This is a genomic window from Microlunatus sp. GCM10028923, from assembly GCF_042666975.1.
GTDB lineage: Bacteria > Actinomycetota > Actinomycetes > Propionibacteriales > Propionibacteriaceae > Microlunatus.
This window is the reverse complement of the sequence record NZ_JBHTFF010000007.1, coordinates 1-21,493: the sequence shown is the minus strand read 5'-3', so window position 1 is coordinate 21,493 and position 21,493 is coordinate 1. Positions and strand designations below refer to the sequence as shown.

The following is a 21,493-nucleotide window of genomic DNA, read 5'->3' as shown; positions in this document are numbered from 1 at the left end:
ATCATGACCCTTCGACAGGCTCAGGGCACAACCGGTCCGGTGTTCGGGGCGGTCGACATCGGGGCGTCCGGCGGCCGGGTGATGGCCGGCCGGGTCGTCGACGGCCGGATCGAGCTGGAGCTGGTGCACCGCTTCGGCAACCAGCTCGATCATCGGGCGAGGGGCCTGTTCTGGGACTTCGAGCGGATCCACCGTGATGTGATCGAGGGACTGACCCGGCTCGCGGCCCGGTACGACCAGGTGGTCAGCATCGGCATCGACACCTGGGCCGTCGACTACGGCCTGCTCGACGCCGACGGTGCTCTGATCGGCGACCCGTTCGCGTACCGGGACGACCGGACCGCTGCGGTGATCGAGGACGTGCACGGCAAGATCGACTTCGCCGAGCTGTACGGGATCGCCGGGCTGCAGTTCCTGCCGTTCAACACGCTCTACCAGCTGGCCGCCGAGCAGCGCGGCGACCGCTGGGCCCGGGCCCGGACGATGCTGATGCTGCCCGACCTGCTGGCCTACCGGCTGACCGGCCGGCGGCAGGCCGAGGCCACCAATGCGTCCACCACCGGGCTCTTCGACGCCACCGCCCGGGACTGGTCTCCGGTGATCATGGAACGGCTCGGCCTCGACGGATCCCTGCTGCCGAAGGTGATTCCGTCCGGTACGGTGCTCGGCCCGCTGCTGCCCGACGTCGCGGCCCGGACCGGCCTGTCCCGGTCCACGGTGATCACGGCGGTCGGCTCGCACGACACGGCATCCGCGGTGGCCGGCACCCCGCTCCGCTCGTCCGCGGCGGCCTACATCTCGTCCGGCACCTGGTCCCTGGTCGGCGTCGAACTGGATGCGCCGATCCTGACCGCGGAGAGCCGGCTGGCCAACTTCACCAATGAGGGCGGCGTCGACGGCACCGTCCGCTACCTGCGCAACGCCGGCGGGCTGTGGCTGCTGTCGGAGTGCGTCCGGGAGTGGGAACGCGACGGCGGTCCCGTTGATCTTGGTCGGCTGCTCGGCGAGGCCGCCGAGGTGCCCGGCCCGGTCGCGGTGATCGACGTCGACGCGGAGGAGTTCATCGCGCCGGACGATATGCCGCGCCGGATCGCGGCGGCCTGCGCACGGACCGGCCAGCCGGTGCCGCGGACCCGGGCCGAGTTCGCCCGCACGATCTGCGAGTCGCTGGCGACGGCGTACGCCTCGATCGTCCGGCAGGCCGGCGAACTGTCCGGCCGGGCCGTCGAGACCGTCCACGTGACCGGCGGCGGCTCCCAGAACGCGCTGCTCTGCCGGCTCACCGAGGAGGCCTGCGGCCTGCCCGTGATCGCCGGACCGGTCGAGGCGACCGCGATCGGCAACGTCCTGGTCCAGGCCCGCAGCCACGGCGCCCTGTCCGGATCCCTGGCCGACCTGCGCACCGCCATCCCGACCTGATCTTGGTTGGGACTTAAGACCTCAGCTTGGTGCGGATTCACCGATTCCTGCTCAGATCGGCGGGCAAGCTCACGTGCGTCATCGAGGTCACGGACTACGCGGACCTCTGATGATTCGCCCGAGGGCCGACTTCCAGAATCTCGTGATCGTGACGTTGTTCGGGCTCGTCGTGGTCGGTTGCTCCCAGCAGCAGGCGCCGGACTCCTTGTGACCGAGAACGGCTTCGCGCGGGTGAACAGCGACGATGCCACACTCTGCAGGAAACCGTCGGGGAGGCGCCGTCCTGGCACCGAACGAGGATGACTGAAGGAGCCAGCTGCTCGGGGCGCGCAGGGGTCTCGACCGCAAGATCTCTCGTCGGCCAGGAAACCGTCATCACCGAGTGGACGGAAAGACCGCCCGGCGACGCTTGACGGCGGTCAAAGCGTCCACTCGGTGTGGGCCCGATCGGTGCCATCGGTGCCGTACCGCAAGATCTTCGGGATCCCTGCTCCGATCAGCCGCGGTGCGGCCAGTTCAGGGGGAGCAGGTTTTCGATCACGGCCTCCAAGATCGACTTCGCCAAGCCCGACGCCTTGATCAGACCTTGCGGCGCATGATCAGCCAGTGGCCGGGGTAGCGCGGGTCCTTCGGGGTCCCGTCCCCGGCCAGGCCGGCCACCTCGAAGCCGAGCTTGGCGTACATCGACATGATCCCCGAGTGGCCGATCGTCTTGCTGGTGGTCAGGCAGGCCTCCACCCGGCCGACACCCGCGATCTCCCGGCTGGGCCAGTTGTCGCGCAGGTAGTTGATCACCTCGGCTGATCCCCAGCCGAAGGTCCGGCGCAGCTTCCGTACCATCGGATCGTCGTGCGGGAAGGACGCCGGGGTCGCCTCGACCCAGCCGCCGCCACGCTTCTTGATCGCCCCGACCGCCGCCGCCAGTGCCGCGGTCGCGACGCCGCGCCGCCGGTGGTCCATCCGGGTGGTCAGGCAGGTGATCCGCCAGTCCGAGGTCGGGTCCCGGGCCAGCAACCTCGCCGGCGTGCTGTCGTCGCGGACGACCGGCAGTTCGTCGGCGCGGCCGAAGTTGCACCAGCCGACCGGCTCGCCGTTCGCGTACGCCAGCATCCCGTGGGCCTTTCCTTGATCGACAAGCTCCTTGACTGCGGCCAGTTCGCGCTGACGCATCAGGTCCCGATGCGGGAAGTGCCCCTTGGCCCGGTCCGGCGCAGTCCCGAGCAGCCGGGCCCGCTCCTGGGCGGACCCGGACAGCGGTGTCAGATGCCGGCCGAAGAAGTAGAGGGTGCAGGCGCAGCCGTGGACCCGGTGGAAGAACTCCGAGAAGTCGTCGAACGTGCGCCGTGACAACTCCTTGGTGGTGACTTTCAGCGGCGGTCGGGTGGCCATGCGCTCAGCTTGACCGACGGAAGGGGACATCTGCTGTCCGGTACGGGCAGAATGTGAGCCATGCGTGCCGATCGGCTGCTCCGGATCGTCTTCCGCCTGCAGGGCAGGGGAGTGGTGTCGGCGCCGACGCTGGCCCGCGAGCTCGAGGTGTCCAGCCGGACGATCCGCCGCGACATGGAGGCGCTGTCGTCGGCGGGCATCCCGGTCTACTCGGTCCGTGGCGGCGCCGGCGGCTGGGCCCTGGTGCAGGACTACCGGACCACGCTGACCGGCCTGTCCACCGGCGAGGCGCTGGCCATGATCGTCGGCCATCCGCGCGGGCTGCTCAGCGATCTCGGACTGGACGATCCGGGCGAGGAGTTGATCATGAAGCTGCTGGCGGCGATCGCCCCGGCGGCTCGCGAGCAGGCCGAGCACGCCCGGCAGCGGATCCACCTCGACCCGGACCGGTACTGGGAGCCGACCGCCGGCGACCCGCCGCCGCTGCTGCCCGGGCTGCTCGCCGCGATCTGGTCGGACAAGATCATCGAGGTGCGGTACGGCAGCGGTCGCCGGACCACCAGGATCGAGCCGTACGGCCTGGTCCGCAAGGGAACCCGCTGGTATCTCGTCGGCCGGGGCAGCGACCTGGTGCGCACCTACCGGGTGTCCCGGCTGCACGAGTTGATCACGACCGAGGAGACCTTCGTCCGGCCGGACGGCTTCGATCTCGGTACGCACTGGCGGCAGGCCCGGCAGGCGTACGCGGAGCGGTTCGGGTCCTTCCAGGTCCGGCTGCGCCTGCGCGGCGAGGCGCTGGTCCGGGCCGGCTGGGCGTACGCCAGGAGCAAGATCATCGCGGAGCCGGACCAGGACGGCTGGGCCGACGCGGAGTTCGACACCGAGGACTGGGACGGCGCGGTCGCCCTGGTCGGCGCGCTCGGTGGCTCCGAGGTCGTCGTGGTCGCGCCGGACAAGCTGCGGGCGCGGGCGGCCGAGGGCGCACGGCGCTTCCTCGAACTCAATCCCTAATTGTGGACGCCGCTTATTGCTGATTAGGGGCTAACCCTTTTACGATGGTCCGGTGGTGGACACCATGATCAACGTTCCCTTCGAGGGGCGTGACCGGATCCGGATCGGACTGATCGGGGCCGGCAACCGGGGCAGTTCGCTGCTCGGCAACCTGTTGATCATCGACGGCGCCGAGGTGCGCGCGGTCTGTGACGTCTCGGCCGAGCGGGCCGAGGCGGCCGCCGACCGGGTGGCCGGCGCGGGTGGGCGCCGGGCCGATGCCGTGACCGACGCGACGGCGGTGATCGAACGGGACGACATCGATCTGGTGATCATCGCCAATCCCTGGGAGCTGCACACACCGCTGGCTGTCGCCGCCATGGAAGCGGGCAAGCACGCCGCGGTCGAGGTGCCGGCGGCGCTGACTCTGGACGAGTGCTGGCAGCTGGTGGACACCAGCGAGCGGACCCGGCGGCACTGCGTGATGCTGGAGAACTGCAACTACGGCTACAACGAGCTGCTGGTGCTCAACCTGGTCCGGGACGGGGTGCTGGGCGACCTGCTGCACGCCGAGGCGGCCTATCTTCATGATCTTCGCCGGCCGCTGATGACGCAGACCGCCTGGCGGCGCAAGGCCCACGTCGACCTGGACGCCAATCTCTATCCGACCCACGGCCTCGGCCCGGTGGCGGCCTACCTCGACGTCAATCGCGGCGACCGGTTCGTCCGGATGACGTCGATGAGCTCGGTGTCGCTCGGCCTGGACGCCTGGCGGGACAGTCATCCCGAGGAGCTCGACCCGAGCACCGCCGGCGAGGTGTATCGCTGCGGCGACATCAACACCTCCATCGTGGCCACCGAGCGTGGTCGGACGATCCTGCTGCAGCACCAGGTGGTCGGTCCACGTCCGTACAGTCGGAGGAACGAGATCGTCGGCACCAAAGGGATCTTCACCGACTTCCCGCCGCGGATCTTCGTCGAGGACCCGGACGATCCTGCCCAGGTCGAGGAGTACGTGGAGCTGGACGGGTTCCGCGACTACGAGCACCGGTTGTGGACCGACGAGGGTGCGCGGGCCCGCGAGGCCGGCGGGCACGGCGGCATGGACTACCTGATGCTGCTCCAGTTGATCACCACGATGCGGTCCGGGGAGGTGCCCGAGATGGACGTCTACGATGCCGCGGCCTGGAGTGCGCCGTCCGCGCTGAGCTTCGCCTCGGTCGCCGCCGGCGGTGCTCCGGTCGAGTTCCCCGACTTCACCCGAGGTCGCTGGGCGGAGGCCCGTCCCGGCATCCGTTGACCGGCCTTGGCAGGATGCCGGGGTGACCTACAGCTATGACTGCCCGCTCCGCTGGGGCGACATGGATGCGCAGGCCCACGTCAACAACGCGGCGTTCGTCGACTATCTGCAGGAGGCCCGGGTCGCCTTCCTGCACTCCGGGCCGCCGGCGATGCGGGAGTTGCTGGACAGCGGTGTGATCGTCGCCGGGCACCAGGTCGAGTATCTGGCTCCGGTGGTGTTCGCCGGCCGGCCGCTGCGGATCGACCTCTGGGTCGACGCGGTCGGCGCCGGCCGGTTCGTGATCGGCTACCAGGTCCACGACGGCGACACGATCGCCGTCCGGGCCCGGACCGTCGCGACCCCGTTCGACCTGGCCCGCAACGCGCTGCGCCGGCTGACCCCGGACGAGCGGTCCTTCCTCACCGAGCATCTGGCGCCGGCCGAACCGCTCCGGGCGGTCGGTTCGGGCAAGATCAACTTCACCGGCACGGGCCACCGCTCGCCGATCCGGGTCCGCTGGTCCGACCTGGACTCCTACGGTCACGTCAACAACGTCCGGTACTACGACTACATCCAGGAGGCCCGGATCGCGATGGTCGCCGACGAGCTCGGCGACGGCGACCGCTGGGTCGTGGTGCGGCAGGACGTCGACTATCTGAAGCCGATCGACTTCGCCGTCGAGCCCTATCGGGCCGAGACCGTGGTCACGGAGATCGGCCGTCGCTCGGTGTCGCTGGCGGCGGAGATCCGCGACGACTCCGGAACGCGGTACGCGGCCGCCCGTACCGTCCTGGTCGCCGAGCGGCCGATCGACGACGAGCAGCGGACCGCCTTCTCCCGCTGGCTGGTCGCTTCCTGACGTACGGGACGGCCGGCGAAGCCAGGGAACGCCGGGTGGGATCACGCACGCGCTCGGCCCGGCGACCGGGGCAGAGTGAAGCCATGACCAGGACGACGATCGAACTGCGACCGGTCGGCGCCGACGAGACCGAGGCGGCCGTCGGGGTGCTGGCCCGGGGGATGCGGGACAACCCGGGCCACGTCGCGGCCTTCGGCCCGGACCCGGAGACCCGGCAGCAGTGCCTCACGTGGATGTTTCGCGGGCTGCTGCGGGTGGCGGTCGACCGGGAGACGCTCGGCGCCTACGACGGCGGGACGCTGGTCGGCGTCGCCGCCGCCGCGGCGCCCGGCCGGTGCCGGCTCGGGCCCGGCCAGCAGGCCCGGGCCGCCGCGATCATGATCAACGTCGGACCGCGGCGGCTGCTCCGGGTGCTGGCCTGGCAGAGCGCCTGGGAACGGCAGCACCCCGACTGGCCGCACCACCACTTCGGGCCGATCGCGGTGGATCGGGACCGGCAGGGCCAGGGGATCGGGTCGTTGATCATGAACGAATTCGCCGCCCGCTGGGACCGGACCGCCGAGCCGGCGTACCTGGAGACGGACAAGCCGGAGAACGTCGCGTTCTACCGCCGGCACGGCTTCACGGTGATCGGCGAGGCTCCGGTGCTCGGCCGGCCGAACTGGTTCCTCCGCCGTCCCTGATCTTGATCGCGGTTCGACGACAGGCAACAGAGCCCGCGGGTGGGGACAACCCCCGGCCCCGCTGGTGGGTCAGCAGGCTGGGAACCGGTAGCCCATGGGATGACGCTGGAACCGGGCTCGGGCAAAGGCCCGGAGCCGACGACGTCAGGAGTTGCCGTGATCAGCAAGGAACCGCAGAACCTCCGCCGCAGGAGCCTTCTCCAGGCCGGCGCGGCGGCCGGCCTGGCGACGTTCGCTGGCCTGGCCGCGCCCACCGCGGCGACGGCCGGCCCCGGACCGGCGCACCGCCCGGTGGACCAGCCCTCGATCGACGCGGTGACCGGCACCCTCGAGCCGGACCTCGTCGCGCTGCGGCGGACCATCCACGACCATCCCGAGGTCGCGGGCGAGGAGCGTCGTACGGCAGCGCTGGTGGCGGACCGCCTGCGCGCCGCCGGGCTCAGCGTGACGACCGGCGTCGGCGGTCACGGCGTGGTCGCCCTGCTCCGGGGCGCGCACCGGGGCGGCACGGTCGGCTATCGGGCCGACCTGGACGCGGTACCGGCGGGCGGCACGGTCGGCGGCTCGGTCGGCGCCGGCCACCTGTGCGGGCACGACCTGCACACCGCGATCGGGGTCGGTGTCGCCGAGGTGCTGGCCCGGCTCCGGTCGCGACTCAGCGGGACGTACGCGTTCCTGTTCCAGCCGGCCGAGGAGAATCTCGCCGGTGCCCGCGCGATGATCGACGACGGCGTGCTGCGCAGCACCGGTGTCCGGGAGCTGCACGCGCTGCACTGCGGCCCGCTCCCGGTGGGCACGATCGCCGTCACGCCCGGGTACGGGATGCCGGGCCTGGACCGCGGCCGGGTCGTCCTCACCGGCCCCGGTGCCGCGACGCGGGCCGAGGCGCTGGCTGCCGACCTGCTGCGGCTGGCCACGGTGGCTCCGCCCACGACGCTGGCGGCGATGGAGCAGCTGGTGGTCGACCTCGGGACACCCGACGGACCGCTGGCCCGGTTCGTCAACATCCAGCACGCGACGCCGCACGAAGAGGCGGACGGCTCGGTCACCGTACGGCTGTCCTATCGGTGCTGGCCGGAGGACCGCTATCGGGAGGTCCGCCGGAGCATCGGCACGGTCGCGGGCCGGTACCGCGGGCGGGCCGAGTTTCCCGACCCGCCGTTCCCCGCCCTGGTCTGTCCGGAACGTGACGGCGCCCGGCTGGAGCGGCGGCTGCGCCGCGAGTTCGGCGCCGGGCAGGTCGCCCGGATGCACGCCGCGCCGCCGTTCAACGGAGAGGACTACGCGTTGTTCGGGCAGCGGATTCCGGTCACCTACAGCTTCGTCGGGGTGCGCTCGCCCGGCGCGCCGGTCACCGCCGCCTTCCCGCACCATGTCAACTTCGACCCGGACGAGGGTGCCATCAGCACCGGCGTGCGCGCGATGGCCGGCTGGCTCGCCGAGCGCGGCCGGGTCGCTCGCTGACCGACGCTCCGTCGCCGCTAGGGATCGAGGTGACTGCCCAGGGCCGCCGCGAGGTCGGCCGCGGCGGCCAGCTGCTCCGGGGTGAGGGCGTCGACGAACAGCTCCCGTACCGCGCGGAGGTGGGGTACGGTCGCGCGCCGGAACGCCTCCGCGCCGGCGGTCTCGAGGACGACCTCCGCACCGCGGCTGTCGGTGGCGCAGTCCTCGCGGCGGATCAGCCCGCGCCGCTCCATCCGTCCGAGATGGTGGGACAACCGGCTGCGCTCCCAGCGGATGCCGGCGGCGAGCTCCGAGGAGCGCAGCCGCCGCCCCGGCGCTTCGCTGAGGGCGAGCAGCACCGCGTAGTCGCCGGTCGAGAGTCCGCACTCGGACTGCAGCCGTGAGGCGAGCTCGGCCCGCAGCGCCTCCGCGGTCTCGATGAACTCCCGCCAGACCCGCAATTCCTCCTTCGTCGGCAGCCGCCGCTTCGCCGGCCGCCCGGCCGCCCGTTCTCTCGCCATGGCCACTCCCTGGTTGATGTGTCAATCACAGGGTATATGATTGATGCGTCAACTACTTGGGAGGCGGGACCATGCCCGATCTGATCTTCGGACTCGACACCTTCGGCGACGTCCCGGAGGACGACACTGGCAAGCTCGTGACGTACCCGGCGGCGATCCGCCAGGTCGTCGAGGAGGCGGTGCTGGCCGACGAGCTCGGCGTCGACGTGATCGCGCTGGGTGAGCATCACCGGCCGGAGTACGCCATCTCGACGCCGGAGACCGTGCTCGCCGCGATCGCCGCCCGCACGTCGCGGATCCGGCTGTCGTCGGGGGTCACGGTGCTGAGTTCGGACGACCCGGTGCGCGTCTTCCAGCGGTTCGCGACCGTCGACGGGATCTCGGGCGGCCGGGCCGAACTGATCCTCGGCCGCGGCTCGTTCACCGAGTCCTTTCCCTTGTTCGGTTACGATCTGGCCGATTACGACCGGCTGTTCGAGGAGAAGCTCGATCTCTTCGTGCGGCTGCTGGACGAGCAGCCGGTGAGCTGGAGCGGTGACCTGCGGGCCCCGTTGGACCAGGCCGACGTCTTTCCGAAGTCCGAGTCCGGACGGCTGCCGACCTGGGTCGGGGTCGGCGGCTCGCCGCAGTCCGTGATCCGTACGGCGCGGTACGGATTGCCCATGGTGCTGGCGATCATCGGCGGCCCGCCGAGCCGGTTCGCCTCCTACGTCGAGCTCTATCGCCGGGCGGCCGAACAGTTCGGCACGCCCGCGCACGGCGTCGGCATGCACTCGCCCGGCTTCATCGCCGACACCGACGACGAGGCCAAGGAGGTGTTCTGGCCGCGCTACCGGGTCATCCATGATCGAATCGGCGCGCAGCGCGGCTGGCCGCCGCTCCGCCGCGACCAGTACGAGGAGGAGATCGCGTACGGCTCGCTCTACATCGGCTCGCCGGCCACGGTCGCCACCAAGATCGCCAGGACGATCACCACGCTCGGTGTCGAACGCTTCGATCTGATCTACACCGCGGGCTCGCAACCGATCAGCGCCCGGCTGCGGGCCGTCGAGCTGTACGGGACCGAGGTGATCCCGCGCGTGCGTGAGCTGGTCGCCGACCGGGCCGTGAAGGCCGGGGTGTGAGGTGACCGACCTGGACCTGCCGACCCTCGGCATCCTCGGCGCCGGAAAGCTCGGCACCGTGCTGGCCCGGCTCGCCCTGGCGGCCGGCCATCGCGTGCTGATCGCCGGCTCCGGTGACCCTGAGCGGATCGCGCTGACCGTCGACGTCCTCACTCCGGGGGCCCGGCCGGTGCGCGCCGCCGAAGCCGCTGTGGCGGATCTGGTGATCTTGGCCCTTCCGCTCGGCCGGCATCGCGAACTCCCGGTCGCGGAGCTGCACGGCCGGTTGGTCGTGGACGCGATGAACTACTGGTGGGAGATCGACGGGGTGCGGCCCGATCTCACGGATCCGCGGACCTCGTCGAGCGAGATCGTTCAGGCGTTCCTGGCCGGCTCCCGGGTCGTCAAGGCGCTCAATCACGTCGGCTACCACGATCTCGAGGGCCGGGCGCGGCCGGCCGGTGCCGCCGGCCGGTTGGCCGTCGCGATCGCCGGCGACGGGTCGGCCGACCTGGCCGTTGTTGCGGACCTGGTCGACCGGCTGGGCTTCGACCCGGTGATCGCCGGGCCGCTGGCCGAGGGGGTTCGCTTCGAGCCGGGCACCGAACTGTTCGGTGCCGATGTCGACGCCGCGGAGGTACGGGCGCGGCTGGACCGCTTCGAGGGTACGGAGCGGGGGCGGGCCGTCGCCCTCGCCCGAGCCGGCGTCGCCTGAGTCCAGGCCTCAGCCCAGCTCTCGCTCCAGCCAGCTCAGGACGTCGGCGGTGACCGGGTCGGCGAGGTCGGCGAACTCGGGGTGCCGCTTCACGAACCGGGTCACGTAGGCGCAGACCGGCACCACCCGCAGGCCCGCGGCCCGGGTGTCGGTGAGGGCCTGCTGGACCAGCTCGCCGGCCAGGCCCTGGCCCGCGTACGCCTCGTCCACCTCGGTGTGGAAGAAGATCCGCTGGCTGCCACGGTCGCGGTACTCGGTCATCCCGGCGCGGGCGCCGTCGACCGAGATCTCGTACCGGTGCCGGGCATCGACGCGCTCGACGACGGGGTTGGCTGACTGATTCATGATGACCCTTCGACGGGGGACTGGGCAGGAACCACGGTAGGCCGGTCGGTGCGGCTCAGCTGAACGGCACCGGGCCGAACCGGCCCACGGCGACCAGGCCGGCCAGCACGAACAGGACGAGGTTCATCACGATCGGCTGCCGCTCGCCGCGTCGCCCGTGCGTGATCATGGCGCCGATCATCATCAGCATCAGGCCGACCGCCGCGAGCGGCACCAGGACCGGCGCGATCCCCAGCAGTCCGGGCAGGATCAGGCCGATTGCCGCCAGTACCTCGAGGGCGCCGATCAACTTGATCACTCCGGGCGGGAAGTCCTCGGTCCAGGTCATGTTCGGCGAGGCGCCGAGCTTCTCCCTCGGCGTGATCACCTTGATGCCGCCGGCGGCCAGGAAGAGCAGGGCCAGCAGGCCGGCGGCGATCCAGAGTACGACGGTCATGATCATCCTTCGGCGATGTGATTGATGCGTCAGTTACCTGCTCCAATGTAGCTGACGTGTCAATCAGGGCTGGTCCGGTGCTCAGAGAGACAGCCAGGTGACGATCAGGATCACGGCGCCGAGGCCGAAGTCGAGGACCGCGCAGAACTCGGCGAACGAGCGCCCGACCACTCGGTTCCGCCGGTGGTGCAGGACGTCCCAGGCGCCGTGGCCGATCGCGGCCAGCGCAGCCAGGTGGGCGGCCAGCACCGGGTCGGCCATCATCGCGACCAGGCCCAGGCCGGTGAAGCCCACGAAGCCGGCCGCCTGGAAGCCGAGTTCGTGCCATTCGGGCCGGGGTCGCCGGATCAGGCCGAAGATCACCAGTGCTGCGGCGGCCAGGATCAGCAGCAGGATGGCGTCGAGGGCGGTCAGCATGCCGACGGTCACCAGTGCGACGCCGGCCGGGATGGTGATCCAGGCCGCGGCGGGCCGGTCGGTCGCGGCGGCGGCGAGGTAACTCAGGGCGGCGATCATGATGACCGTCGCCGTCACGTGGGCGTCGACGCCGCCGGCGGAGGTGGCGATCAGGGCCGCCAGCCCGACCAGGCTGGGCCAGCGGGCCAGGATGGCGGCCAGTGGACCCGGGTGCAGGTGAGTGGGGTTCTTCGCGGGGTCTGGGGTCGTGTTCATGGGTTCAGCGTGGTGCGCCTCGGCGGCGGGGACATCGGTCGGGCTGTCATCGGAATTCATGCACTGCACATACCCGGCCGGGGTATGGTGGCGACGACGAGGGAAGGACGCACGATGGGGTACGACGACGCCGACCGCCCGGTTCGCCGGGCGCGGGCCGTGGCGCTGGTCGCGCTGCTCGCGGCGCCGGCGTCGACGGCGATCATGCCGGGCCTCGCGCTCGCCCGGGACCCCGGGCCGGGTCGCGCCATCCCCGGCGCGATCGGCATCGCCCTGGTCACCGTGGCCCTCGCCGCGGCGCTCTACCGGTCGCTGATGCAGGACGAGGTGGCGGCCGGGGGAGCGGTGCGGCCGGCCCCGACCGATGTCGCCCTCTGGCTCGCGTTGCTGGCCTCGATCCCGCTGGCCGCGCCGCTCGGCGGCGCCGACTGGTCCACCTGGGCCTGGCTCGGCGGCTCGGTCGGGGGTGCGCTGCCGCTGATCTACCGGCGGCCGGTGGTGCTGATCGGCGGCTGGCTGGCGCTGTTGGTGGCGGTGCTCGCCGTCGGGTCCTGGGTCGGCGACCCGCTCGGGTACGGGCTCACGGCGATCTCGGTCGGCGGGACGGTCGCGTTCATGTGCGGGCTGCCGTACGCACTCTGGCGGCTGGTCGGCGAACTCCGGGCCGGCCGGGAGGCGCGGGCCAGGCTGGCGGTGGCGGAGGAACGGCTGCGGTTCGCGCGGGACATCCACGACCTGGTCGGCCACTCGCTCTCGGTGATCGCGCTGAAGGCGGAGCTGGTGGAACGGTTGCAGCCGAACGATCCCGGCCGGGCCGCCGCCGAGGCCGGGCAGCTCCGCGGGCTGACCGCCGACGCGCTGGTCCAGCTGCGGTCCACGGTGGACGGCTACCGCGGGATCGACCTTGATCAACAGGCGGTCGCGGTCGGCGAGGCGCTCGCGTCGGCCGGGATCCCGTACCGGATGGAGCTTGCGGCCCGCCCCGATTCGGCGGCGGTGTCCCGGCTGCTGGCGATCGCCCTGCGTGAGGCGAGCACGAACGTGCTGCGGCACGGCCGGGGCACCGAGTGCGTGATCACGCTCGACCGGGCCGGTCGGGACCTCCGGCTCCGGGTGGTCAACGACGCCGCCGAGTTCCCGGCAGAGTCGGGCCGGGCGGGCACCGGACTGGCCGGGATGCGGGAACGGTTCGCCGAGTTCGGCGGATCGGTCCGGGCTGGCCGGGACGGCGAGCGTTTCGTCTTCGAGGCGACGGTGCCGTGCCAGACTGGGCCGTCATGATCAAGCTTCTGCTGGCCGACGACGAGGCGCTGATCCGGGACGCCGTGGCCACCCTGCTCGATCTCGAGCCGGACCTGTCGGTGGTCGCGGTGGCGAGCGACGGACGGCAGGCGGTGCAGGCCGTCCTCGACCATCGCCCGGACGTCGCCGTGGTCGATCTGGACATGCCGAAGCTGGACGGGATGGGCGTCAGTACGGAGATCGGCCTGGCGCTGCCGTCCTGCCGGGTGATCATCCTGACCGGCCGGGGTCGGCCGGCCCATCTGCGTCGCGCGCTGCGGGCCGGCGCGTCCGGATTCGTCACCAAGGGTGCGCCGGCGGGCCTGCTCGCGCAGGCGATCCGCCGCGTCCACGAGGGCGCGCGCTACGTCGATCCGGAGCTCGCGGCCGAGTTGTTGATCAGCCCGGACTGCCCGCTCACCGAGCGGGAACTCGAGGTGCTGGCCGCACTGGCCGAGGGTGGCACGCCGACCGTGATCGCCCGCCGGGTGGGGCTGTCGGCCGGGACCGTACGCAACTATGCGGCGGCGATCATGACCAAGCTCGAGGTCCCGGACCGGGCCGCCGCGATCCAGGTCGCCCAGCACCACGGGTGGATCTGAGCCTGTCCCTACGCGGAGCGGGGGTCCAAGGGGGTCGTCCGCCTTTGCTGATCAACTCGGAGGGTTATCGTGTCGATCATGACCGCAGACCTGCCGAACGAACAGCCGCGCTCCCTGCTCCGCCGGGCCGGTGAGGTGGTGGTCGACACCGCGCCGGTCCCCGAGCCGGGGCCGGGCCAGGTCCTGATCGAGGTCGCCGCGGTCGGCGTCTGCGGCTCCGACGTGCACTATTTCGATCATGGCCGGATCGCCGACTTCGTGGTCACCGAGCCGCTGGTGCTCGGCCACGAGGCGTCCGGCGTGATCCGCGGCGTCGGCGCGGGCGTTCCGGCGGACCGGGTCGGGCAGCGGGTCGCGCTGGAGCCGCAGCAGACCTGCGGGCGTTGCACCCAGTGCCTGTCCGGGCGCTACAACCTGTGCCCGGACGTCGAGTTCTTCGCGACGCCGCCGGTGCACGGGGCGTTCGCCCGGTACGTCGTGCTGGCCTCGCACCGGGCCCACCCGGTCCCGGACACCCTGTCCGACGAGGCGGCCGCGCTGATCGAGCCGTTGTCGGTCGGCGTCTGGGCCGGACGCAAGGCGGCGATCGAGCCGGGGGACCGGGTGTTGATCACCGGTGCCGGCCCAGTCGGGCTGCTCTGCGCCGACGTGGCCCGGGCCCGGGGCGCCTCCTGGGTCGCGGTGAGCGACGCGGTCGAGCACCGGCTCGACGTCGCCCGGCAGCGCGGCGCGCACCAGGTGATCGACGCGACCGCGGGTCCGCTGACCGACAGCCTGGAGCCGGTGGACGTGATCATCGAGTGCTCCGGCGCGGCGTCGGCGGTCCGGTCCGCGTTCGAGGTGGCGGCGCCGGCGGCACGGATCGTCCTGGTCGGCCTCGGCGCACCGAACCTGGAGCTTCCGGTGGCCGAGATCCAGATCAAGGAACTCGTCGTCACCGGCACCTTCCGGTACGCCAACTGCTACCCGGCCGCGATCGCGCTGGCCGCCTCCGGCGCCGTTGATCTTGACGGGCTGGTCACCGGCCGGTTCGGCCTGGATCAGGTCGCCGAAGCGTTGCAGGCGTCGAAGACCGACCCGCACAGCCTCAAACCGGTGGTCTATCCGGGGCGCTGATGCCGGCGCCGGTAGTCGCCGGGCGAGGTGCCGCAGTAGCGGGTGAACTGTTCGTAGAAGCTGCTCTGTGAACTGAAGCCGGCGGCGTGCGCGATGTCGATCATGGCCAGGCTGGTGGTGATCAGCAGCCGCTGGGCCTCGGCGATCCGGCGCCGCGCGAGGTAGCGCCCCGGGCTGGTGCCGAGGCTGCGGCTGAAGATCATCGCGGCGTGGCTGCGGTTCAGATGCGCCGCGGCGGCGATGTCGCCGATCATGATCGGCTCCCGGAAATGCTCGACGATGAACCGGGCCATCGTGGCCACCGGCCCGAGCGCCCCGTCCGGCCCGGGCTGCTGGTCTGGGCGGTCCGGCCGCCGCTCCGCGTACCGCAGGACTCGGCTGATCATCGCCTGGATCTCCAGCAGGGCGGGGATCCGGGCCGCCGGGTCCGACCCGCCGAGCTCCCGGATCCAGGTGCCGAAGAGGACGATGGCGTCATGCCCGAGGCAGCTCTGTGGTGCGATCACCGGCGTCAGCGAGAGCAGCCGGGCGACGTCGGAGTCGGCCAGGTTCCAGCCGAGCGCGGTGCCGAGCGGCAGGTGCAGCCAGCAGCCCTCGGTCTGCTCCGGGCCGGGCAGCAGATGGTGCGGTGTCGCCGCCCAGAAGACGGCGACCTGGCCGGCAGCCACCGAGAGCCGGTCGCCCCCGAAGAGGTAGTCCAGCCGGCCGCGCAGCACGAGGTTCACCTCAAGATCGTCGTGCCGGTGCGGCCGCGCCATCGACGGCGGCGCGCCCCGGTGCAGCCACAATTCGGACCCGGTGACGTCCACCGGGTCGGGCAGCGGTCCAGCGCCGGACATGCCGCGATCCTAGTGTCCCGCCCCAGCGGAGGATCCCGGAAGGGTTGCCGAGGCGGCCGGAGGCGGACCCGGCGGATCGGCGCCTAGCGTCGCGGTATGGCCTCAACGATTCTGCGACCCAAGATCACCATCATCGGCGCCGGTGGGTACGTGTTCCCGTTCCGGCTGATCGGTGACCTGCTGAGCTTCCCCGCGCTGCGCGACGCGACCCTGTGCCTGATGGACATCGACGAGACCCGACTGACCCGGGTCGCCAAGGTGTCGCAGGAGTTGATCACCCACCACGGTCTCGGCGCGACGCTGGAGGCGACCACGGACCGGCGGGAGGCCCTGCGGGACGCCGATTTCGTGATCATCACGTTCCAGGTCGGCGGCCTCGACGCGTACCGGCACGACGTCGAGATCCCGCGCCGGTACGGCGTCGACCAGACCGTCGGCGACACCATCGGGCCGGGCGGCGTCTTCCGGTTCCTCCGCTCGGTGCCGGCCTACCATGGCATCGTCGAGGATGCCCGCGAGCTCTGCCCGAACGCCCAGTTCATCAACTACGCCAACCCGATGGCGATGGCGACCGGCTACCTCAACGCGATCGGCGCACCGACCGTCGGGCTCTGCCACAGCGTGCAGGGGACCACCCGGATGCTGGCCCGCACCCTGGACGTCCCGTACGAGGAGGTCGCCTACCGCTGCGCCGGGATCAACCACCAGGCCTGGGTGCTGGAGTTCCGGCAGGGCCGGACCGACCTCTATCCCCGGCTGCGCGAGGAGATGGCCCGGCGCCACGTCCGGTCCCACGGCGCCGAGAAGTTGATCACCGACGACGGGGACCACAGTGGTGCCGCGGCGGCCGCCAGCAACTACGAGGGCGGCAACGAGCAGGTCCGAACCGCCCTGATGAACATGTTCGGGTACTTCGAGACCGAGTCAAGCCACCACGCCTCCGAGTACCTGCCGTACTTCCGGAAGAACGCGGAGTTGATCAAGGAATACATCCCGCAACGCTGGGACTACTACGAGATCTGTTCGGCGCACGACGAGGCGGGCGACCTGGGCGCCCAGCTGGACCGGCTGAAGGCCGAACTGTCACCGTCGGTCGAGTACGGCGCCAGCATCGTCAACTCGATGGTGACCGGCGAGCTGAGCGTGATCCACGGCAACGTGCCGAACCGCGACGGCGCGATCAGCAACCTGCCGCCGGACGCGTGCGTGGAGGTGCCCTGCCTGGTCGACGCCAGCGGCGTGCAGCCGACCACGATGGGAGCGCTGCCGCCGCAGCTGGCGGCGCTCAACCGGACCAACATCGCCGTCCAGACCCTGGCCGTCGAGGCGGCGCTGACCGGCAACCGCGAACACGTCTACCACGCCGTGGCGCTGGATCCGCTCACCGCGGCACTGCTCGATCTTGATCAGATCCGGGCGATGACCGACGAGCTGCTCGCCGCCCACGCCCCGCTGCTGCCGGAGGCGTTGCGTCCGGCCTGATCCGGATCAGGGCCGGGGCTGGATGATCAGCCCCGGCATCGCCGGCGGGCCGTCGTTGTCGAGGGTGTTGACCATGAACTGCGCCGCCCGCTCCAGGTACTCCCAGAGGATCGCGTGCTGTTCCTCGGTCAGGCTCAGCGAGTCGACCGCGTCGCGCATGTGCTTGAGCCAGCGGTCCTTCTGCACCGGCGTCACCGCGAACGGCGCGTGCCGCATCCGCAGCCGCGGGTGCCCGCGTTCCTCGCTGTACGTGGTCGGGCCGCCCCAGTACTGCTCGAGGAACATCCGGAACCGTACCTCCGCCGGCCCGAGGTCCTCCTCCGGATACAACTCGCGCAGCGGCGGGTCGTCGGCCACGCCCTCGTAGAACCGCTTGGTCAGGGCGACGAAGGTCTCGTGTCCGCCGATCTCGTCGTAGAACGACTGGCGGTCCTCAGTGTGCGTCATCGCCACCCATTGTTCCTCACGTTCCCACCGACATCGGCCCGGCGGGTGCCTGGCAAGATAAGCGGCGAACACCACAGACGCACACATCCGCCGAGAAGGAGATCGTCATGGCTACCGTACGCACGGCCAACGCCCACTGGGAAGGCTCGCTGATGGAGGGTTCCGGCACCGTCGAGCTCGCCTCGTCGGGGATCGGTATCTACCCGGTCAGCTGGCCGGCCCGGGCCGAGCAGGCGAACGGCAAGACCAGCCCGGAGGAGCTCATCGCCGCCGCGCACTCGACCTGCTTCTCGATGGCGCTGTCGCACGGCCTGGCCGGCGCCGGCACCCCGCCCACCACCGTCGACACGTCCGCCGACGTGACCTTCGTGCCGGGCACCGGGATCACCGGGATCAAGCTGACCGTGAAGGCCGCCGTGCCGGGGCTGACCGCGGAGCAGTTCCAGCAGGCCGCCGAGACCGCGAAGGCCAACTGCCCGGTGTCGCAGGCGCTGGCCGGAACCGAGATCACCCTCGAGGCGACCCTGGTCCAGTAGGGCCTCTCCTTACGCCCGCTGCCGTAGCAGCAATACGTCCGTCGGCCGATGCGCCGGCGGACGTTGGCGTTTCATGATCGTGATCATGGAATTGCCACCCTCGACGCGCTGGCCGACGCTGCGCGGCTACCCGGACCGCGGCGACCCGTACCGCCGATTCCTCTACCGCTACTACGCGATGCTGGACCGCTGGCCGGCCGCGACGACCGAACACCTGGACTCGCGCTTCGGCCGCACCGCGGTCACCGTCGCCGGCCCGCCGGACGCCCGGCCGCTGGTGCTGCTGCACGGCGCCGGGGCCACCTCGACCATCTGGTACGCCCTCGCCGGCCTGCTCGCCCGGCGCTACCGGATCCTCGCCATCGACCGGCTCGGCGACGCCGGGCTGGGCGGCGCCGACCTGCCGATCCGCAGCGGTGCCGACCTGCTGGACTGGCTGACCGGGGTACTCGACGGCTGCGGCGTCGACCAGGCGGCTGTGGCCGGACACGGCAGCGGTGGCTGGCTCGCGCTCCGGTACGCCCTCGCGGCGCCGGACCGGGTGTCCGCCCTCGCCCTGCTGGACCCGGTCGACTGCTTCGACCGGCCGCGGGCCGGCTACCGGAGCCGGGAATGGGCGCTGTCCCTGACCAGCACGCCGGCCCGGGCCCGCGCCCTGGTGCGCTGGGAGTCGACGGGCGTTCCGGTCGACGAGGACTGGCTGGAACTGTTCGCGGCCGGCACCGGGGTGCCCCGGCAGCTGCCGCCGCGGCAGCACCGGCCGAGCGCCGCCGAACTGCGCAGCCTCACCGCGCCGACCCTGATCATGCTGGCCGGGATGTCCCGAGTGAACGACGCCCGGCGGACCCGGCTGGCCGCGCTGCGCCGACTGCCCGGGGCCGAGGTCGCCGTGATCGGGCACGCCTCGCACCACTCGCTGCCGTACCAGCCGGCGGGTGAGGTCGCCGCCCGGCTGTCCGGCTTCCTCGGCCGGACCGGCTGAACCGCTACTCCGTCAGGGATTCCTCGGGTTCGGGCTCGGGCTCGGGTGGCCGGCCGGGCCCGCCCTGCGAGTAGTTGCCGACCCGGAGCACCTCGCCGTTGCGGACGTACCAGACCGTGCCGTCGTCGTCCCGCAGCTGGGTCACCCGGAGGCCGATCTCCTCGACCGTGCCGGAGGCCTTCTCCATGTCGACGAAGTCGCCGACCCCGAGTTGATCTTCGATGAGCATGAACACACCGGCCAGGAAATCCTTGACGATATTCTGCAACCCGAAGGCCAGCGTGACGCCGATCAAGGACGTACCGGCGATGATCGTCGTAACGTTGAAGCCGAGCTCGGTCAAGATCATGATCACCGTGATCACCAGGATCACCACCGTGGTCACGCTCTTGGTCAGCGACCCCAACGCCTGGATCCGTTGTGCCCGGCGCTCCGCCGGCAGCCGCGCCGGCACCGTCAGCGCCTCGATCGCCCGATTGCGTTGTCGCGGCGTCGCGTTCATCGACTTGCGGATCGTACGGTCGACCAGCCGGTGGGCGATGTAACGCACGACGAGCGCGACGATGATCAGGAACGTGATCCGCAGCGGCGCGAAGACCACCACCGCAGCGAAGTCCTTCGGAAACCAGTCGGGCACCGGCCCAGACTAGCCGCGCCCTCCCCGCCCCCCGCCCCACCCGCCAATCCGCGCCGCCCACGACCGCAGCCGCGATCGTTCCTCGCGTCCGCGACCGGTGCATCGATCGCGGATGGGTGTGCGGGTCGCGGTTGTGTTCGGGTGGGTGCGGGCCGCCGGATTGGGCGCGGGTTCGGTGGCCGGCCGAGCGGGGATCGGGGTCTTGCCGCAGTCGGGATCGCGGCATCAGCTACTGATGGGCGGGGTCGCGGTTGCGTTCGGGTGGGCGCAGGCCGCCGGATCGCGGGCCCGGTCCCTGCGGCCCGCCAATCCGGGGCTCGGTTCCTGCCGCAGTCGCAACCCTCGATCCACGTGCCCTGCCCGCCTGCCTCGCCCTCCGTCCGAGCCCCGGGGTCGCCGAGTGGACGCCTTGACCTCGATTTCGGCCGTTCTGCCGGTCAACCCGTCCACTCGGTGACGTCGCCCGAGGCTCTCGGCTCGGGGCGGGGGTTCGCGCCGCTTGGCGACCCGGAAGCGCAGCCCACAAACCACAGCCGCGATCGTTCCTCGCGGATGGGTGTGCGGGTCGCGGTTGTGGTCGGGTGGGTGCGGCCGCCGGATTGGGCTCGGTCTCGGTGGCCGGCCAAGCCGGGATCGGGGACTTGCCACAATCGGGATCGCGGCATCAACTACTGATGGGCGGGGTCGCGGTTGCACTCGGGTGGGTGCAGGCCGCCGGATCGCGGGCCCGGTCCCTGTGGCCCGCCGAGCCGGGATCCGGGTCTTGCCGCGGTCGCGATCGCGGCATCAGCTGCTCATGGGGCGGGCCGCGGTTGCGTTCGGGCGGGTGCACGCTGCCGGTCGAAGTGTGGGCCCGGTCCTGCTCGCCGATCTGGGGGCTCGGTCCATGCCACGGTCGGACACGTCGATCGGCGTGCCCGCCGTCCTTCGTCGCCTCGCCCTTCGTCCGAGTTCCGGGTTCGCCGAGTGGACGCCTTGACCTCGATTTCGGCGGTTCTGCCGGTCAACCCGTCCACTCGGTGATGTCGCCCGAGGGTCTCGCCGAGGGCGGATTCGCGCCGTTTGGCAACCGGACGGTCAGCCCACAAGCCGCAGGCGCGATCGTTCCTCGCGTCCGCGACCGGTGCATCAGTCGCGGATGGGTGCAAGGGTCGCGGTTGCGGTCGGGTGGGTGCGGGCCGCCGGATTGGGTGCGGGCTCGGTCTCTGTGGCCCGTCGAGCCGGGATCCAGGGTCCTTGCCGCAGTCGCGATTGCGCCATCAGCCACGGCTCGGCGGGCCCGCCGAGGCGTTCGGAGGTGTGCACGTCGCCGGTCGAGGTGTGGGCCTGGTCTCTGTGGCCGGCCGAGCCGGGATCGGGGTCTTGCCGCAGTCGCGATCGCGGCATCAGCTACTCATGGGGTGGGCCGCGGTTGCGTTCGGGTGGGTGCACGCCGCCGGTCGAAGTGTGGGCCCGTTCCCTGCTGCCCGCCAGGTCGGGGTTCGGTCCATGCCGGAGTCGCGGCCGTCGGTCAGCGTGCCCAGCCCACTGGCCTGCGTCGCCTCGCCCTTCGACCGCGCTCCGGGTTCGCCGAGTGGACGCCTTTGGCTCGATTTCGGCCCTTCCAATCACGCGCTGATCGCAACACCTGTTCGTGGAGGTGTGGGATGGCTCGTATTGGTCGGCCGACTGTGCCGGGCGAGGTGCGTCGGGTGTTTTGGTCCGGGATTCGGTC

At 71.6% G+C, this 21,493-nt stretch carries 22 protein-coding genes; 14 read left to right on the top strand and 8 right to left on the bottom strand.

The genetic code is table 11. The features are described from left to right. Positions 1-3 precede the first annotated feature (3 nt). Positions 4-1,419, top strand: a complete 1,416-nt coding sequence (locus ACFQU4_RS17865) for a rhamnulokinase family protein (protein ID WP_377494304.1) — start codon at positions 4-6, stop codon at positions 1,417-1,419. Positions 1,420-1,998: 579 nt separating this feature from the next. On the opposite strand, the gene ACFQU4_RS17860 is transcribed toward ACFQU4_RS17865, so the two are convergent. Beyond that, complete coding sequence (locus tag ACFQU4_RS17860) at positions 1,999-2,808, bottom strand: GNAT family N-acetyltransferase (RefSeq protein ID WP_377494302.1); 810 nt, start codon at positions 2,806-2,808, stop codon at positions 1,999-2,001. Between the two features lie 60 nt (positions 2,809-2,868). On the opposite strand from ACFQU4_RS17860, the gene ACFQU4_RS17855 reads away from it, so the two are divergent. From ACFQU4_RS17855 to ACFQU4_RS17835, 5 genes are all read left to right on the top strand, one after another. Continuing rightward, complete coding sequence (locus ACFQU4_RS17855; protein WP_377494300.1) at positions 2,869-3,819, top strand: helix-turn-helix transcriptional regulator; 951 nt, start codon at positions 2,869-2,871, stop codon at positions 3,817-3,819. Between the two features lie 52 nt (positions 3,820-3,871). Next, positions 3,872-5,098 (top strand): Gfo/Idh/MocA family protein, encoded by a 1,227-nt coding sequence (locus ACFQU4_RS17850; RefSeq protein ID WP_377494298.1) that lies wholly within the window; start codon positions 3,872-3,874, stop codon positions 5,096-5,098. A gap of 22 nt (positions 5,099-5,120) precedes the next feature. Then, positions 5,121-5,939, top strand: a complete 819-nt coding sequence (locus ACFQU4_RS17845) for an acyl-CoA thioesterase (protein ID WP_377494296.1) — start codon at positions 5,121-5,123, stop codon at positions 5,937-5,939. Between the two features lie 83 nt (positions 5,940-6,022). After that, positions 6,023-6,622, top strand: a complete 600-nt coding sequence (locus tag ACFQU4_RS17840; protein ID WP_377494294.1) for a GNAT family N-acetyltransferase — start codon at positions 6,023-6,025, stop codon at positions 6,620-6,622. Between the two features lie 156 nt (positions 6,623-6,778). Beyond that, positions 6,779-8,086, top strand: coding sequence for a M20 family metallopeptidase (locus ACFQU4_RS17835; RefSeq protein ID WP_377494292.1), 1,308 nt, complete (start codon positions 6,779-6,781; stop codon positions 8,084-8,086). 17 nt (positions 8,087-8,103) lie between these two features. Here the strand turns inward: ACFQU4_RS17835 and ACFQU4_RS17830 are convergent, their stop codons facing one another. Continuing rightward, a complete protein-coding gene (locus tag ACFQU4_RS17830; RefSeq protein WP_377494290.1) occupies positions 8,104-8,586 on the bottom strand; it encodes a MarR family winged helix-turn-helix transcriptional regulator in 483 nt (160 codons plus the stop codon). 71 nt (positions 8,587-8,657) lie between these two features. Between ACFQU4_RS17830 and ACFQU4_RS17825 the strand changes: the two genes are divergently transcribed. Together ACFQU4_RS17825 and ACFQU4_RS17820 are read left to right on the top strand one after the other, a co-directional pair. Next, complete coding sequence (locus ACFQU4_RS17825; protein WP_377494288.1) at positions 8,658-9,710, top strand: LLM class flavin-dependent oxidoreductase; 1,053 nt, start codon at positions 8,658-8,660, stop codon at positions 9,708-9,710. A gap of 1 nt (position 9,711) precedes the next feature. After that, complete coding sequence (locus ACFQU4_RS17820) at positions 9,712-10,404, top strand: NADPH-dependent F420 reductase (protein WP_377494286.1); 693 nt, start codon at positions 9,712-9,714, stop codon at positions 10,402-10,404. Between the two features lie 9 nt (positions 10,405-10,413). On the opposite strand, the gene ACFQU4_RS17815 is transcribed toward ACFQU4_RS17820, so the two are convergent. The 3 genes from ACFQU4_RS17815 to ACFQU4_RS17805 all read right to left on the bottom strand — a co-directional run bounded on the left by ACFQU4_RS17815 (position 10,414) and on the right by ACFQU4_RS17805 (position 11,857). Further along, positions 10,414-10,749, bottom strand: a complete 336-nt coding sequence (locus ACFQU4_RS17815; RefSeq protein WP_377494284.1) for a GNAT family N-acetyltransferase — start codon at positions 10,747-10,749, stop codon at positions 10,414-10,416. A gap of 55 nt (positions 10,750-10,804) precedes the next feature. Further along, positions 10,805-11,185: a DoxX family protein gene (locus ACFQU4_RS17810; protein ID WP_377494282.1), complete on the bottom strand. Its 381-nt coding sequence runs from the start codon at positions 11,183-11,185 to the stop codon at positions 10,805-10,807. A gap of 81 nt (positions 11,186-11,266) precedes the next feature. Then, positions 11,267-11,857 carry a hypothetical protein gene (locus tag ACFQU4_RS17805; RefSeq protein WP_377494280.1) on the bottom strand — a complete coding sequence of 197 codons (591 nt, stop codon included), beginning with the start codon at positions 11,855-11,857 and terminating at the stop codon, positions 11,267-11,269. A gap of 114 nt (positions 11,858-11,971) precedes the next feature. Between ACFQU4_RS17805 and ACFQU4_RS17800 the strand changes: the two genes are divergently transcribed. From ACFQU4_RS17800 to ACFQU4_RS17790, 3 genes are all read left to right on the top strand, one after another. Further along, positions 11,972-13,138, top strand: a complete 1,167-nt coding sequence (locus ACFQU4_RS17800; protein WP_377494278.1) for a sensor histidine kinase — start codon at positions 11,972-11,974, stop codon at positions 13,136-13,138. Next, positions 13,135-13,740: a response regulator gene (locus tag ACFQU4_RS17795; protein ID WP_377494276.1), complete on the top strand. Its 606-nt coding sequence runs from the start codon at positions 13,135-13,137 to the stop codon at positions 13,738-13,740. The genes ACFQU4_RS17800 and ACFQU4_RS17795 overlap by 4 nt, the downstream gene beginning before the upstream one ends. A 78-nt stretch (positions 13,741-13,818) precedes the next feature. Next, the gene (locus ACFQU4_RS17790) at positions 13,819-14,856 is read left to right on the top strand and encodes an NAD(P)-dependent alcohol dehydrogenase (protein ID WP_377494274.1); all 1,038 of its coding nucleotides are present in this window, start codon (positions 13,819-13,821) and stop codon (positions 14,854-14,856) included. Here the strand turns inward: ACFQU4_RS17790 and ACFQU4_RS17785 are convergent. Next, positions 14,841-15,695 (bottom strand): helix-turn-helix domain-containing protein, encoded by an 855-nt coding sequence (locus ACFQU4_RS17785; RefSeq protein ID WP_377494272.1) that lies wholly within the window; start codon positions 15,693-15,695, stop codon positions 14,841-14,843. The genes ACFQU4_RS17790 and ACFQU4_RS17785 overlap by 16 nt on opposite strands. Positions 15,696-15,791: 96 nt before the next feature. Here ACFQU4_RS17785 and ACFQU4_RS17780 point away from each other — a divergent pair, with 96 nt between their 5' ends. Beyond that, positions 15,792-17,177, top strand: coding sequence for an alpha-glucosidase/alpha-galactosidase (locus ACFQU4_RS17780; RefSeq protein WP_377494270.1), 1,386 nt, complete (start codon positions 15,792-15,794; stop codon positions 17,175-17,177). Positions 17,178-17,183: 6 nt separating this feature from the next. Here ACFQU4_RS17780 and ACFQU4_RS17775 read toward each other — a convergent pair whose 3' ends face one another. Continuing rightward, positions 17,184-17,624 (bottom strand): globin, encoded by a 441-nt coding sequence (locus ACFQU4_RS17775; RefSeq protein WP_377494268.1) that lies wholly within the window; start codon positions 17,622-17,624, stop codon positions 17,184-17,186. Between the two features lie 107 nt (positions 17,625-17,731). On the opposite strand from ACFQU4_RS17775, the gene ACFQU4_RS17770 reads away from it, so the two are divergent. Both ACFQU4_RS17770 and ACFQU4_RS17765 read left to right on the top strand, forming a co-directional pair. Next, on the top strand, positions 17,732-18,160 hold the full coding sequence (locus ACFQU4_RS17770; RefSeq protein ID WP_377494266.1) for an OsmC family protein: 429 nt from the start codon (positions 17,732-17,734) through the stop codon (positions 18,158-18,160). Positions 18,161-18,245: 85 nt separating this feature from the next. Then, a complete protein-coding gene (locus ACFQU4_RS17765; RefSeq protein ID WP_377494264.1) occupies positions 18,246-19,142 on the top strand; it encodes an alpha/beta fold hydrolase in 897 nt (298 codons plus the stop codon). Positions 19,143-19,146: 4 nt separating this feature from the next. On the opposite strand, the gene ACFQU4_RS17760 is transcribed toward ACFQU4_RS17765, so the two are convergent. Then, positions 19,147-19,779, bottom strand: coding sequence for a mechanosensitive ion channel family protein (locus ACFQU4_RS17760; protein WP_377494262.1), 633 nt, complete (start codon positions 19,777-19,779; stop codon positions 19,147-19,149). Between the last annotated feature and the right edge of the window lie 1,714 nt (positions 19,780-21,493).